Genomic DNA, 14,990 nt, shown 5'->3' on the forward strand with positions numbered 1-14,990 from the left:
GAGCATCCCTTCATGCTGGTCGCGCTGTCTATCCGTGACATCGTTCTGATCGACCGTCTTGACCTCGAATTTGCCGCCGGCATGTCGGTTCTCACCGGCGAAACCGGTGCGGGCAAATCCATCCTTCTTGACTCCTTGTCGCTGGCACTCGGCGCGCGTGGTGATGCCGATCTCGTGCGTCATGGCGAGGCGCAAGGGCAGGTGACGGCTGTCTTTGATGTGGCGGCGGATCATCCCGTTCGCATGTTCCTGCGCGAGAACGATGTCGATGACGATGGCGACATCATCCTGCGCCGTATCCAGACCTCCGATGGCCGCACCCGGGCCTTCGTCAACGATCAGCCCGTCAGTGCAGGACTGCTGCGCCAGGCGGGTGCGCTCCTGGTGGAAATCCACGGACAGCACGATGACCGTGCCCTGGTTGACCCGGAAAGCCACCGGGCCCTCATTGATGTTTTCGGAGGGCTGACGGCCGAAGCCGAGGCCGTGACACAGGCCTTTGCCACCTATCGCGCTGCCGACAAGGCAGTGACCGATCACGAGAAACGTATAGAAGCCGCGCGCAACGAGGCTGATTTCCTGCGTGCTGCCGTCGATGAACTGTCAGCCCTCAAGCCGGAAACCGGCGAAGAGGAGCAACTGGCTACCCGGCGGACGGACATGATGGCGGTCGAGAAGATCGCCGGTGATCTGAACGAAGCCTTTGAAACCTTGAACGGCACTGCGTCGCCAATCCCGGAACTGGCCAGCCTGCTGCGGCGTCTGGAACGCAAGGCCGACCAGGTGCCCAATCTTCTTGGCCAGCCCGTCCGCACGCTTGCCGAGGCGATGGATCTTCTGGAAGAAACCCGCGGCGGACTGGAAAGCGCGCTGCGCGAGACCGAATATGATCCACGCGAACTGGAAGCTGTCGAAGAGCGGCTGTTTGCGCTTCGTGCTGCCTCCCGCAAGTTCTCGGTGCCGGTTGACGAACTGTCCGCCCTGTGTGCCCGCATGAGCGGCGATCTGGCCGATCTCGATGCGGGGGAAGACAAGTTGGCGGCGCTAGTGAGTGCTGCTGGAAAGGCCCGGGCCGAATACGACAAGAAGGCAGCCAGCCTCTCGGACAAGCGGCGAAAGACAGCCAAGGCACTGGAAAAGGCTGTTGAAATGGAGTTGCCCGACCTCAAGTTGGAGCGGGCAAAATTCATCGTCGAAGTGGAAAGCAATCCGGAAAGCCGCAGCCGTTCGGGGATCGATCTGCTGGAGTTCCATGTCCAGACGAACCCAGGCACGAAGCCGGGACCGATGATGAAGGTTGCGTCCGGTGGCGAGCTTTCCCGTTTCCTCTTGGCACTGAAGGTGTCTCTCGCCGACAAGGGCTCTGCCCCGACGCTGGTTTTTGACGAGATCGACACAGGTGTGGGCGGTGCCGTGGCCGAGGCCATCGGCCTGCGTCTGGCACGACTTGCCGGCAGCGTTCAGGTTCTGACGGTTACCCACGCCCCGCAGGTGGCAGCTCGCGCTGCAGGGCATTTCCTGATCGCCAAGGAAGCGACCAAGAAGGACCGGGTGGCAACACGCGTTCAGCGTATTGATGAAGACCACCGCAGCGAGGAAATCGCCCGGATGCTTGCCGGCAGCGTTATCACGGAAGAAGCCCGTGCCGCAGCGCGCAGGCTGCTGACGGCTGCGGAATAGGAAATAGGATCCGTCGCAGTGGACAAAAAGAGGGCGGGTTAGCCGAAGCTCCCGCCCTGTGGTGCAGTTTTCAAATGAGAAATGGTCTTACGGCTCCTTGACGAGCGGTGCTTCCTTCATGTCAGGCAGCTTCAGTTCACCTTCTCCCAGATTGGGGACATTCAGCTCGATGCTCAGCTCTTCGTCGTTCGTGAAAAAGCCATTGGCATAGAGCAGGCCGCCTGCGATCAGCGCGACGACAAGCGCTCCGGCCATAAACCAGCCAGCGCTGTTGCCGTTCGTCTTCTCGACATAATGCGTTTCACGGTCCTGATAAGCCATTCGTGTCTCCTCATTCCAACATTGACCAGCATCGAGTTTTGCCGGTTCGATGTGCTATCAACGCTTGAGCCCGCCATTCGGTTCCGGTATCCGATTTAATCCGGTCATCAACTCGGCCTGTCCCGCTGACACATTTCGTGAAGACATCATGACTGACACTTCCTTCGCCCAAACCGACATCGACGCCCTGACGCAGGAGGAAGCACAGGTCGAGCTGAAACGGCTGGCGGCGGAAATCGCCGAGCACGACCGCCGCTATCACCAGGAAGATGCCCCGGTGATCTCGGATGCGGACTATGACGCCCTGCGCCGGCGGAACGCGGCCATCGAGGCCCGGTTTCCCAACCTCATTCTTGAAGACGGTCCCTCTGCCCAGGTAGGGGCGGCCCCGGCGTCCGGTTTCGGCAAGATTACTCACCGGGTGCCGATGCTGTCGCTGGACAATGCCTTCAACGATGACGACGTCCGGGATTTCGTCGGCCGCGTGCGCCGGTTTCTGAAATTCGATCCGCTGATGGGGGCTCTGGCAGTTACCGCGGAGCCGAAGATCGACGGTCTGTCGCTGTCTCTTCGGTATGAAAACGGCACTCTGGTTTACGCCGCAACGCGAGGTGACGGCACCACAGGTGAAAACGTCACCGAGAACGCGAAGACAATCAAGGATATTCCGGTAAAGCTGTCCGGCACGGTGCCGGGCGTCGTTGAAGTGCGCGGCGAAGTCTATATGGCGCACAAGGATTTTCAGGCGCTGAACGAGCGCATGGCAGCCAATGGCGGCAAGGTTTTCGCCAACCCGCGCAACGCGGCGGCGGGCTCGTTGCGCCAGCTGAAATCCGAAATCACGGCCTCCCGCCCACTGCGGTTCTTCGCTTATGCCTGGGGCGAGATGAGCGAGCTGCCGGAAGACACCCAGTTCGGCATGGTCAAGCAGCTGGAAGCCTGGGGCTTTCAGGTCAATCCGCTGATGAAACGCTGTGAAACCGTGGAAGAGCTTCTCGGAGTCTATCACGGCATCGAGGAAAGCCGTGCCCAGCTCGATTATGATATCGATGGTGTGGTCTACAAGGTCGACCGGCTGGACCTGCAGGAGCGCCTCGGCTTTGTCTCGCGGTCTCCCCGGTGGGCGATTGCTCACAAGTTCCCGGCCGAACAGGCCTACACCATTCTCAACGACATCGAGATCCAGGTTGGCCGAACAGGTGCCCTGACGCCGGTTGCCAAGCTGGAGCCGATCACGGTGGGCGGTGTCGTCGTTTCAAACGCGACCCTTCACAACGAAGACCATATCAAGGGAATTGGCCAGGACGGAGAGTCGATCCGCGGCGGCAAGGATCTTCGCATCGGTGACACGGTGAAGATCCAGCGTGCCGGCGACGTCATTCCGCAGATTGTCGATATCGATCTGGACAAACGACCCGATGGGGCGGAAGCCTTCGAGTTTCCAACGATCTGCCCCGCCTGTGGCAGCCACGCGGTGCGCGAGGAAAAGGAAAAGACCGGCCGCCGCGATGCCGTGCGCCGCTGCACCGGCGGTCTGATTTGCCCGGCCCAGGCAACGGAAAAGCTCAAGCATTTCGTCTCGCGCAATGCCTTCGACATCGAAGGCTTCGGCGACAAGCAGGTCGACGCCTTCTACAAGGAAGGCCTTGTGATGGCCCCGGCGGACATCTTCACGCTGGAGGAGCGGGACAAGCGCTCTCTCACCAAGTTGCGCAACCGGGAAGGCTGGGGGGCCGTTTCGGCGAAGAACCTTTTCGAGGCAATCAACGCGCGGCGAGAGATTGACCTTCATCGTTTCATCTTCGCCCTTGGCATCCGTCACGTGGGCGAGGGCAACGCCAAGCTTCTGGCACGTGCCTATGGCTCCTGGGCGGTGTTCTATGCAGCCATGAAGGCGGCGCATGACACGGCGGGCGAAGCCTGGACAGAGCTCAATGACATCGACGGCATCGGCCATATCGTTGCCGAGGCGCTGGCGGAGTTCTTTGCCGAGCAACACAATCTCGACCAACTCGACGCACTTCTGGTCGAGGTATCACCCAAGGACGCTGAAAAGATCAACGCCTCCGGCTCGCCGGTCGCCGGCAAGACAGTGGTTTTCACCGGCTCGCTGGAACGAATGACCCGCGACGAAGCCAAGGCCATGGCCGAACGCTTTGGTGCCAAGACGGCAGGTTCCGTGTCGAAAAAGACCGACCTGGTGGTGGCCGGTCCTGGTGCTGGTTCAAAGCTGAAAAAGGCACAGGAGCTGGAGATCGAAGTCATCTCCGAGGATGACTGGTTCGATCTGGTGGGGGCCTGAGCGGGTATTCCCTTCGTGTTTTGTCATCCGGGTTAGGACCGAGGCAGAGGCATTTTGCTCCACCGGTGCCTGCGTTTACTGGATCCCCGCCTGCGCGGGGATGACAAGAGAGAGGCTTCAGGACATGGCTTTGCTTCTTGTCATCCCGGTTTGACGCGTGGCAGCAAGACCGGGATCCAGTACCCCCTGTGCTCGCTGGAACCACAAACCTCTGGGGTTCCTGAAACCGCTATCGGCATTGCCAAATCAGCAGGACTAACGTTTATCCGGGAAGAATTTCAACAAAGGTTCCACGTTGCACCTCGATCAGCAATACTATGTCTACATTCTTGCAAGCGGACTGGGCGGCACGCTCTATGTCGGGGTGACGAATGACCTGTTGGGCAGGGTTTCGCAGCACCGTGAAAGCATCGGAAGCCAGTTTACCGCGAAGTATGGCGTGCATTGGTTGGTGTATTACGAAGTTCACGAGGAAATCGAGTGGGCGATCAAGCGGGAAAAACAGCTCAAACGCTGGAATCGTGCCTGGAAGATCCGTTTGATCGAAGAACGGAATCCAAACTGGGACGACCTGTTTGCTAAACTGGTTTGATACTTTTGCGTTGCTTCGATCGTTTTCTGGGCATTGCCAGTTCTCCCGCCGCTTGGTCAAGCAACAGGCTCCCTTGTTTACTGGATCCCCGCCTTCGCGGGGATGACAAGAGAGGCTTCAAGACATGCCTTTGCCCGTTGTCATCCCGGTTTGACGCGCAGCGGCAAGACCGGGATCCAGCAACCCCTGTGCTCGCTGGAACCGCAAACCTCTGGGGTTCCTGAAATCTGTCGCGGCTTTGTCAAAGGAGGCGGCCTCACGCAGTTGCCGGTTCAAATAAGAAAAGCCCGCTTCTTGTCCCCACCAAATCGGTCATTCCTGCCTCGCCAGCGCAGGTATGTTGCTATATTGTTCTCAAAACAAGCGCTTGAAACCGGACCAGTAAACCATGACCGACCCGGACGGGTACGACGATTCCTTTGACGATCCATTCCAGCCTATCGGCACGCGGGCGGAGTCCGCGCCTGCACCCGTGCGGCCGCAAGGAGGGATCGCGGCCAGGGCGATGGCGGCACGGCGGGCACCGGACTATCTGACGGGGCTGAACCCGGAGCAGCGGCTGGCGGTGGAAACGACCGAAGGGCCGGTTCTGGTGCTGGCTGGTGCCGGTACGGGCAAGACCCGCGTGCTGACAACACGCATCGCCCATATCCTGGCAACCGGCTTGGCGCGGCCGTCCGAAATTCTGGCTGTCACGTTCACTAACAAGGCTTCGCGCGAGATGAAGGAACGCATTGCCGGTTTTGTCGGCGGCAATGTGGAAGGCATGGCGTGGCTCGGCACGTTCCACTCCATCTGTGTGAAGATCCTGCGCAAGCATGCCGAACTTGTCGGCTTGAAATCGTCCTTCTCGATCCTCGACACCGATGATCAGATCCGCCTTATCAAGCAGATCATCCAGGCCGAGGGGCTGGACGACAAGCGCTGGACGGCCAAGGCCTTTGCCGGGATGCTGGATGGTTGGAAAAACCGGGCTCTGGGACCAAAGGATATCCCGGAAGGCGAGGCGCGGGCGTTTGCCAACGGCAAGGGCCGAAAGCTCTACGAGGAATATCAGGAGCGTCTGTCGATCCTGAACGCGGCCGATTTCGGTGATCTGCTTTTGCATGTCATCACGCTGTTTAAGACGCAGCCGGATGTCCTCAAGGAATATCAGCGCCGCTTCCGCTACATGCTGGTGGACGAATATCAGGACACCAACATCGCGCAATACCTGTGGCTGCGCCTGCTGGCCCAGGGCAACCCGAATGTCTGCTGTGTCGGTGATGATGACCAGTCGATCTACGGCTGGCGCGGCGCGGAAGTCGATAACATCCTGCGCTTCGAACATGACTTCAAGGGCGCCACCGTCATTCGCCTGGAGCGCAATTACCGCTCGACCAGCCATATCCTGGCTGCCGCTTCCCACCTGATTGCCTTTAACGAAGGCCGGCTCGGCAAGACGCTGTTCACCGATTTCGAGGAACCCGACCACGACCTGGTGTCGGTGGCCTCTGTCTGGGACAGCGAAGAAGAAGCGCGCACCATCGGCGACGAGATTGAGACGCTTCAGTCGCGAGGTCATTCGCTCAATGAAATGGCGGTTCTGGTGCGGGCATCCTTCCAGATGCGTGAGTTCGAAGACCGGTTTGTCACGCTGGGGCTTAACTACAGGGTCATCGGCGGTCCGCGCTTTTATGAGCGCATGGAAATTCGCGATGCCATGGCCTATTTCCGCTGTGTCGCGCAACCCGCGGACGATCTGGCGTTTGAGCGCATTGTCAACACGCCGAAGCGCGGTCTTGGCGATGCGACGCTGAAACTGGTCCATGGCGTTGCCCGGGCAGAGCGTATTCCACTGATGCAGGCGGCAAGCCAGCTTATCGATACCGAAGAACTGAAGCCAAAGCCACGCAACGCGCTGAAGTCCGTGCTCGACAACTTCGAGCGCTGGCGGCGTCAGCTCGACCAGATGAAACACACCGAACTGGCGGAAATCATCCTCGATGAGAGCGGCTACACCGAGATGTGGCGGCAGGACCGCTCGGCGGAAGCGCCCGGACGGCTCGACAACCTGAAGGAACTGATCCGGTCGATGGACGAATTTGAATCCATGGCCGGTTTCCTGGAGCACATTTCCCTCGTCATGGACCGGGACAGCGCGGATGCGACCGACGCCGTATCCATCATGACGCTGCACTCGGCCAAGGGGCTGGAATTCGACACGGTTTTCCTGCCCGGCTGGGAAGAGGGGTTGTTTCCCCACCAGCGCGCGCTGGATGAATCCGGTCGCGCCGGTCTGGAAGAAGAGCGCCGGCTGGCCTATGTCGGCATCACCCGGGCGAAGAAACGCGCAAAGCTCTATTTCGCGTCCAACCGGCGCATTCACGGCCTCTGGCAGTCCACCGTTCCCTCACGGTTTCTGGATGAGCTGCCGCCGGACCATGTCGAGATTGCCGAAGCTTCGTCCAGCTATGGCGGCTATGGCGGTGGCGGTTACGGACCGTCCCGGTTCGACAGTCATGATCCCTTCGACAAGGGCAGCTACTCCACGCCGGGCTGGCAACGTGCGCAGCGTGCCAAGCAGTCCTCCAGCGGATTTTCCGATGGCGGTGGCCGTGGGTATCAGTCCGCGCGGCAAAAGCGTCAGGGGCCGTTGACCATCGAAGGAGAGCTGGTGGCGAAATCCGTCAGTGACACGCCATCGCAATTCTCTCTGGGCGAGCGCGTGTTCCACATCAAGTTCGGCTATGGCGCCATCAAGTCGATCGAGGGAAACAAGCTGACCATCGACTTTGAAAAGGCAGGGGTGAAGAAGGTCATCGACAGTTTCGTCGAACGGCACTGACCGGCTGGTTGCAAGAACTTGTCCGGTGCACTGCTTCTGACGTCTACGCTCCGATAGAACCGGGAATTTGGTCTCGCACCTGATGTATCCTTGGGGTGGCCCCAAAGCCTAAGACACTTTAAGCTTGGGGGTGTTCTAGAGATCGACACCTTGCGGTTCGATCAGCATGTCGCGTTCCTTCAGGTAGGGATGTATACCGACGGCCTCACGCAGCACTTCCTGGCCCAATTGCACCCTGCCGAGCGTCATGAAGATGATTGCCTTGCCGGACAAGGCGCCAAAGTGCCGTGGTTCCAGAGCAAGGGCGCGTTCGATATCTTTAAGGCTGCCTTCGTAATTACCCTGCAGGAAGAGGATGAAGGCACGCTGGTTCCAGCCTTCCGAGTAATCCGGTGCTTCTTCCACGACCGTGTCGAGCAGATCCTTCGCACCCTGAAAGTCATAGGATCCTCGTTTACGCATGGCTTCGTCCACCTTCTGCCGGATCTCCGGCGTGGGGGCGGCATCCAGCCAGGTGTGCCAGATGCTATCTTCGATCTTGCTGGCCGCCTCTTCATTCGGAGCGTTCTTCAAGGCTTCAAACAGTTGATCCTGCTCGGACGTTGCCCAGGCGGGTAGGATGAGAAGCTGGAGGCAAAGAAGGGCAGCAACCAGACATCCGGTCACTTGCAGCCAGTTTAGGCGCGAACGGGGGCAAGTCATGGGTGTTTCCTCGCATTTCCCAAAGAAATGGGGCAGAGGCCCGGTTTGCCCAGTCCCGGGACCGTTTCAAGCTGGCATCGCTGGCCGCTTCCCGCTATACCGCACGCCTTGACCCCAATAACCACAGGCGCGAGCGGCGATGAAAACCATCCGGGTGCGGATCACGGCTGAAGAACTGGAAGCCAAGCGGATCTCCGAGATCCTTGAACGGGCGTTTGAGGACGACGGCAATCCGGTGACCATCTACGAAGCAACGCCGGACGGACGCCTGTGGGCGGCTGAAATTCTTCTGTTCGACATGGAGCCGGAAGAGGCGGCTGCGATGGTGCGCGACCGTGTCGGCGCCGATGCATTTGCCGCGCCGCTGGAAGCAGAAGAACTGCCGGATATCAATTGGGTCGAGAAGAGCCTGGAAGGGCTGAAGCCGGTAAAGGCCGGTCGTTTCGTTGTTCACGGCAGCCACGATAGGGACAAGGTTCCAGGTGGGGCTATCGGCATAGAGATCGAAGCAGCGCTTGCCTTCGGAACCGGCCACCATGGCACGACCGCGGGTTGCCTGGAGGAAATCGACAGGCTTTTGTCCATGCGCGCGTATGACAGCATTCTCGATCTTGGAACGGGAACAGGCGTGCTGGCAATCGCCGCTGCGCTTCAATCCCGCCAGTTGGTTCTTGCAACCGATATCGACCCTGTTGCGACGAAAACGGCGCTGGAAAACGCCCGGCTCAACGGTGCGGGGCATCTTGTTCGTGGCTTTACCGCCAACGGAATTGAAGACCGCCGCTTTCGTCTCTTTGGTCCGTTCGATCTGGTGATCGCCAACATCCTGGCGCGGCCGCTGATGAAGATGGCGAAGTCCATCGGTGAACGCATGACGCCGACCGCAACCCTCGTGCTGTCCGGCCTTAGGGTGGAAGACGGCCCCCGGATCCTGTTCGCCTACGGCTGTCAGGGTTTCATTCTGGACAGGCGCGGTGAAAAGGACGGCTGGTTGACGCTTACTCTTGTGCGGGGACGTAAACAGGCCTGACTGCGTCCGCCACCTGCCAGGAAGCAGCAATGATCATGTCCTCGCCCGCAAGACGCTTGTCGACGCCAGGCTCCGCAGGATGAGGGAAGGGGAGAGCCGTTTCTATTATTCTGGTGCTGGCAAATTTTGACTGCAGATACAAAAAGACCCGCCGAAATTTTCGGCGGGTCTTTTCTTGTGCACAGTGGTCTTTACTTAAACCGTCCTGAGCCCCTTAGAACGCGCTGGTAGAGGTGCCTTCGCGCTCGAGCTGGGCGCGGTCATAGCCGTGGGAGGCCAGGGTCGCGTCGTCCAGTGACAGCAGGTAGCCGTTGACATAGCGGCGTGCCTGGATGGAGCGGGCTTCAATCATGCGGTCGAATGCGCGGCGCATGAAGCTGCCGCCAGCGCGGGTCGAAGTGGTCGTTTTCATGGTCATCGTGATCAATCCCATTTGAAGGTTAAGAGCTTCCCTAGGGAGAACGTCTTTTTCTTGTGTGACCTATATATGCGCTTTTGCCGGGACCTCAGGTAGGCCTCGAAACGCATGCCAGCCTTGCGCTCTTCGCATATGCGAAAGATTTTGCTGCAGTGCGAAATATAGGGAAGATTATGCTGCTGAACCAATTCAAGCGGAATAATTATCCAGCTTGATCGGATGGGGTCGCGAAATTATCTTGCGGCCATGTTCCAGACCTTTGACGATCTCAGTGATCCTTCCTGTGGTGCGCCGCATGCGGCGCTTCTCAGAGCCGAACTCTCCCGCCGTGGTCTTGACGGCTTTCTCGTGCCGCGTGCCGATGCGCATCAGGGCGAATATGTTCCGCCGCATGATTGCCGCCTCCAGTGGCTGACAGGCTTTACGGGATCTGCCGGCATGGCGGGGGTTCTGGGGGAAGAAGCTGCAATTTTCGTCGATGGCCGATACACCATCCAGGTGCGTGACCAGGTCGACATGGCGGTCTTTCCGGCGCGCCATCTTGTCAATGAGCCCGTGACCGACTGGCTGGCCGAACGACTGCAGCCAGGGCAGAAGCTGGGCATCGATGCCATGCTGCACACGGTGCGAGAGGTTCGCCGTCTCGAGGAGATTTGTGAGTCGGCCGGCGCCACTTTGGTCAAGCTGAACGACAACCCGGTTGACAGTGTCTGGAAGGACCGTCCGGAGCCGCCGCTTGGTCAGGTTTTTCTCTATCCGGTTGAGCTTGCCGGACGCGGTGCAAAGGACAAGATTGCCGAAATCCAGTCGGCCCTCGCAGACAAGAAGGCGGATGCCTGCGTGCTGACGCAGCCCGACTCGATTGCCTGGCTGTTCAACATCCGTGGGTCTGACGTCAACCATACGCCGTTGCCGCTCTCCTTTGCCACGGTTCCGGCAGAAGGCAAGCCGTCCCTGTTCATTGATGGCCGCAAGTTGTCCAATTCCGTTCGCGATGCACTCGCCGATCTGACGGACCTCAGTGAACCGGCTGATTTCAAGCCGGGGCTGGAGGGTCTCGGCAAGGCTGGTGCCAGGGTGATGATTGATCCGGGCCTGGCGGGGGTCGGCATCGCCGACGCCATCACCAAGGCAGGTGGAACCTTGCTGGAAGCGCAAGACCCGATCCTGCTGCCGAAGGCGATCAAGAACGAGACGGAACTGAAAGGCGCGCGCACCGCACATGTCCGCGATGCAGCTGCTTTCGTCAATTTTCTGTGCTGGTTTGACGAAGTTGCCCCCAAGGGCGATCTCGATGAGATCACCGCTGCGGAAAAGCTTGAACAGTTCCGCCGGGAAACCGGTGTTCTAAAAGATATTTCCTTCGACACGATTTCCGGTGCGGGCCCGAACGGGGCGATTTGCCATTACAGGGTCAGCCGGTCCAGCAATCTCAAGATCCCGGTCGGCAAACCGTTCCTGATTGATTCGGGGGCCCAGTACGAAGACGGTACCACCGACATCACCCGCACACTTGCGGTCGGGGAAGTCGGCACGGAGATGAAAAAGCACTACACGCTGGTGCTGAAGGGACATATTGCGATCTCGACGGCAAAGTTCCCGGAAGGCACCACGGGTGCGCAGCTCGATACGCTTGCCCGGATCGACCTGTGGAAGGCCGGTCTTGATTTTGACCATGGCACCGGTCACGGCGTCGGTGCCTACCTTAGCGTTCACGAAGGACCACAGCGCATTGCCAAAACCGGCACGGTGCCGCTGAAACCGGGCATGATCCTGTCGAATGAGCCGGGCTACTATCCGGCGGGCGACTACGGCATCCGGATCGAAAACCTGGAAGTCGTCACGCCTGCGCGTGATTTGCCGGGTGGGGAACGCCCGATGCTCGGCTTCGAAACGATTACGCTTGTGCCCATGGATCTTCGGTTGATTGAGCCTGCTCTGTTGACGGTGGCCGAGCGCGACTGGTTGAACCGGTATCATGAGAGGGTCCGTGCCGAGATCGGCCCCCTTGTGGGCGCGAAAGAGCGGATCTGGCTGGAACAGGCGACAAAAGCGATCTAAAAGATCCTGGAGGCCGGTTTCGACCGGCCTTCCTATTTTGAATTCTTGTTTATCGAGCTGAGGTTTTTCAATGCGCGCCGCGGATGTTCTCAAGATGCCGCTCTACGCTGCCGAGCTGGCAACCGGAGCCAAGTCGTTTCGGGACAACCCGCTGATTGGCAGCCGCCGGCTGAACGAGGCCGGGTTGCACGCCAAGCGCATCAAGCTGGCGGAATCCATGGCGGATTCGCGCCGCCGCAGGTTGGAGCACCTGCTGCCGGAAGCTGATCGCGCAGCTTATGCAAAAGACGGATTTATCGCCACCCGCAATCTTCTGCCGGAAGATGAACTGGCGGCGCTGCGTAAGGAAGTCGAAACAACGCGCTTCGATGCCTGGGACATGCGCCAGGGCAATGCCGTCACGCGGTTCGTTCCCCTGCCGCCCAGTGTGCTTGCAGATTTGCCGCATCTGAAGGCCTTCGTCTGGAGCAAGCCGTTCCAGAACGGTCTGCGTTATGTCGGTTCGACCAATGGTGATCCACTGGTCTACCTGCATATCGTCATGACCAATCCGGACACCAAGCGGAAGGCCGACCCGCAAACGGCGTTCCATTCCGACACCTTCCACCAGACCGCGAAATCGTGGTTCTTCCTCTATGACATCGATGATGCCGAGGGACCTTTCACGTATATTCCCGGATCGCACCGGCTGACGCCGGAACGGCTGGAATGGGAACGTGAACAGAGCCTGTCGGCCTGTGGCGACAAGAACACGCTGCATGCTCGCGGTTCCTTCCGCCTTGCTCCGGAAGAACTGGGTCGGCTGAAGTATCCCGAGCCGGTGAGGTTTGCGGTTCCCGGCAACACGCTGGTCGTTGCCGATACCCATGGCTTCCACGCCCGTGCCGCCAGCAAGCGACCGTCGGTTCGCGTGGGCATTTATGGCTCGTTGCGCCGAAATCCATTCCTGCCGTGGGCGGGGCTTGACCCGTTCGATCTGCCAGGCATCAGGGGGCGCCAGGCCCGGTTCTACATGGCCCAGAAGGATCTGCAATTCCGCCTGAAGGGCAAGGCATCGCATCGCTATGCGGGCAAGATCCTGGTGACGGAACCTTCCAAATTCTGACCTTGCGGACAATCCTCTAGGCGGAATTCCTGCAGGTGTCCGTTAGTGGTGCTCTTCCTCGTTGGCCTTGATCAGCTCCGAGTTGAAGTGATTGAGCGCCTTTACGTGGCGCGCCTGTCCGACGATCCTGGTTGCATCTTTGGTGCTGACGACGGGAAGCAATGCTTCTCCGCAGGAATCGAAGCTTTTCAGTGCGCTTTCAAGCGAGTCTGTATCATGAAGGTAGCTGCCGTCCTGACCGGGTCGGAAAATGCAATCCTCCTCATTGGCCGGGGGAGGGTCCATGAAATCCTTCACCTTGACCGTTTCTCCCAGAAAGCGGTGGATGCCGTCATTCACGAAATAGCCGCGCAAGCCAAGAAGCCAGTGGAAATAGGATTTGCCATGAACGGCCTGCGTCAGGCCCGTTGCAATCGACACGGTCAGCAGCAGGGCGATCGAGAGCGTGTAGCCGCCGGTCAATTCGAAAACGATCATGGTTGTTGAAAAGGGCGCGCCGAGAACTGCTGCTGCAACGGCCCCCATTCCCAGGATCGCGTAAAGCCCCTCGCTTGAAGCCAGTTCGGGAAAGACGGAGGCGGCAATCAGCCCGAAGGCGCCTCCGGTCATTGCCCCCAGATAGAGCGATGGAGAAAAGATGCCGCCACCAAAACGGGACGCCAGCGTGATCGCGGTCGCGGCCGTTTTCGCAAACAGCAGAGCGAACAGCATCGCAAGGGGCAACTGGTCCTTGAGGGCGGCGTCCGTGGTCTCGTAGCCGACGCCAAGCACGTCGGGAAAGACCAGAGCAATGAGCCCGACCGCGAAACCGCCGATAACGGGCCGCAGCCAGACCGGCATCGAAATGTTCCGGGCAACCCAATCCGTTCCGATCAATGCAAACTGGAACAGGATTGCCACGAGGGCGGAAATCAGGCCCAGAAGCGCAAAGGCCGGAAACTCCCAATAGGAGGTGATCTGGTGTCCCGGGATCACGAAGGCGGCAACGTCGCCGAACCAGAGCCGGGAGAAAACGGTTCCCGTGACGGCGGCGATCGCGATGGGCGAAATGGCCGACATCGCATAGTGCCCGAGAATGACCTCGTGTGCGAACAGAACGCCTGCGATAGGCGCGTTGAAAGAGGCGGATACCGCACTGGCAACGCCGCAGGCCAGCAGAATGCGATGCGCGGAATCCGGCAGGTGAAACAGGCGCCCGACGGATGCACCGATGGTTGCTCCCAGGTGCACGACGGGGCCTTCACGCCCGGCACTGGCGCCGGAACCGAGCGATAACGCCGTGATAAGAGCTGATGATATGCCTGGCCAGAACGGCAGCCCGCGTCCGCCTTTGACACGAGCCTCGATCACGTCCGCCACGCTGAACGTTCTCTGCATCGGTTGTATGTACTGAAGCAGCAGGCCAACCAGCAATCCGCCAATGGTGGGCCCGGCAACGATCATGTACCACGGAAGTGTCGCGGCGGCGCTGACGACACGTTCCGTCGCCGTGCCAAGCCAGGGCAGCTGCACCAGGCTGATGATCTCACGGAAGATAATGGCCGCCCAGGAGACGAAAGAGCCGATCAGAAGGGCCAGCAGCCAGACGATATGGCTTTTCTGACGCAGAAATTCCCTGAAGTTGAACCCGATGCCAGCGAGAAGTCCGGCGATGCCGGAACGAATGGAAGGGGCGAGCCTGTAAAGAAAGTTCAATCGGTCTGGCATTTGGTCGGCGTGACTCAACTGAGATTAAAAGCCAATCTGGATTACGGCCCCATTTTACGGAGGAACCGCGTCACTTCACCGTCAAAATTGAAAAAATCCGGCTTGTCCCTTGATTTTCATGTGTTCAGGTTTAAGGAGGGGGGGTCGAAGCCTTCAGGCCATGTCGCCATCCCGGTCGCCTAGACCGGCTGTTTTGGGCTCCGGCAAATCGCCAGAAGTAGCCCTCTCAGCCAAGAAGTGTTGGC

The 14,990-nt window shown here is 59.5% G+C and carries 11 protein-coding genes; 7 read left to right on the forward strand and 4 right to left on the reverse strand.

Annotated features, from left to right (window positions below; all coding sequences use genetic code 11):
• The first annotated feature begins 12 nt into the window (after window positions 1-12).
• Window positions 13-1,680, forward strand: coding sequence for a DNA repair protein RecN (recN, locus tag ACP90_RS09320; protein WP_062488135.1), 1,668 nt, complete (start codon window positions 13-15; stop codon window positions 1,678-1,680).
• An 87-nt stretch (window positions 1,681-1,767) separates the two neighbouring features.
• Here recN and ACP90_RS09325 read toward each other — a convergent pair whose 3' ends face one another.
• Entirely contained in the window at window positions 1,768-2,001 is a 234-nt protein-coding gene (locus ACP90_RS09325; RefSeq protein ID WP_023000503.1) for a hypothetical protein, read from the reverse strand.
• A gap of 148 nt (window positions 2,002-2,149) precedes the next feature.
• On the opposite strand from ACP90_RS09325, the gene ligA reads away from it, so the two are divergent.
• The 3 genes from ligA (at window position 2,150) to ACP90_RS09340 (ending at window position 7,722) form a co-directional block, all read left to right on the forward strand.
• Window positions 2,150-4,303 (forward strand): NAD-dependent DNA ligase LigA, encoded by a 2,154-nt coding sequence (ligA, locus tag ACP90_RS09330; protein WP_062488138.1) that lies wholly within the window; start codon window positions 2,150-2,152, stop codon window positions 4,301-4,303.
• A 295-nt stretch (window positions 4,304-4,598) separates the two neighbouring features.
• The gene (locus ACP90_RS09335) at window positions 4,599-4,895 is read left to right on the forward strand and encodes a GIY-YIG nuclease family protein (protein ID WP_062488140.1); all 297 of its coding nucleotides are present in this window, start codon (window positions 4,599-4,601) and stop codon (window positions 4,893-4,895) included.
• Window positions 4,896-5,283: 388 nt separating this feature from the next.
• On the forward strand, window positions 5,284-7,722 hold the full coding sequence (locus tag ACP90_RS09340) for a UvrD-helicase domain-containing protein (protein ID WP_055655459.1): 2,439 nt from the start codon (window positions 5,284-5,286) through the stop codon (window positions 7,720-7,722).
• A 135-nt stretch (window positions 7,723-7,857) separates the two neighbouring features.
• Here the strand turns inward: ACP90_RS09340 and ACP90_RS09345 are convergent, their stop codons facing one another.
• Window positions 7,858-8,424 carry a tetratricopeptide repeat protein gene (locus ACP90_RS09345; RefSeq protein WP_082809711.1) on the reverse strand — a complete coding sequence of 189 codons (567 nt, stop codon included), beginning with the start codon at window positions 8,422-8,424 and terminating at the stop codon, window positions 7,858-7,860.
• Between the two features lie 139 nt (window positions 8,425-8,563).
• Between ACP90_RS09345 and ACP90_RS09350 the strand changes: the two genes are divergently transcribed.
• Window positions 8,564-9,454, forward strand: coding sequence for a 50S ribosomal protein L11 methyltransferase (locus tag ACP90_RS09350; protein WP_062488143.1), 891 nt, complete (start codon window positions 8,564-8,566; stop codon window positions 9,452-9,454).
• A 214-nt stretch (window positions 9,455-9,668) separates the two neighbouring features.
• Here ACP90_RS09350 and ACP90_RS09355 read toward each other — a convergent pair whose 3' ends face one another.
• On the reverse strand, window positions 9,669-9,872 hold the full coding sequence (locus ACP90_RS09355; protein ID WP_051990144.1) for a hypothetical protein: 204 nt from the start codon (window positions 9,870-9,872) through the stop codon (window positions 9,669-9,671).
• Window positions 9,873-10,118: 246 nt separating this feature from the next.
• Here ACP90_RS09355 and ACP90_RS09360 point away from each other — a divergent pair, with 246 nt between their 5' ends.
• Together ACP90_RS09360 and ACP90_RS09365 are read left to right on the forward strand one after the other, a co-directional pair.
• The gene (locus ACP90_RS09360; RefSeq protein WP_062491485.1) at window positions 10,119-11,933 is read left to right on the forward strand and encodes an aminopeptidase P family protein; all 1,815 of its coding nucleotides are present in this window, start codon (window positions 10,119-10,121) and stop codon (window positions 11,931-11,933) included.
• A 70-nt stretch (window positions 11,934-12,003) separates the two neighbouring features.
• Window positions 12,004-13,038: a phytanoyl-CoA dioxygenase family protein gene (locus ACP90_RS09365; RefSeq protein WP_062488145.1), complete on the forward strand. Its 1,035-nt coding sequence runs from the start codon at window positions 12,004-12,006 to the stop codon at window positions 13,036-13,038.
• A 42-nt stretch (window positions 13,039-13,080) separates the two neighbouring features.
• On the opposite strand, the gene ACP90_RS09370 is transcribed toward ACP90_RS09365, so the two are convergent.
• A complete protein-coding gene (locus tag ACP90_RS09370; protein ID WP_062488147.1) occupies window positions 13,081-14,745 on the reverse strand; it encodes a chloride channel protein in 1,665 nt (554 codons plus the stop codon).
• Window positions 14,746-14,990 lie beyond the last annotated feature (245 nt).

Source organism: Labrenzia sp. CP4 (assembly GCF_001579905.1).
Lineage (GTDB): Bacteria > Pseudomonadota > Alphaproteobacteria > Rhizobiales > Stappiaceae > Roseibium > Roseibium algicola.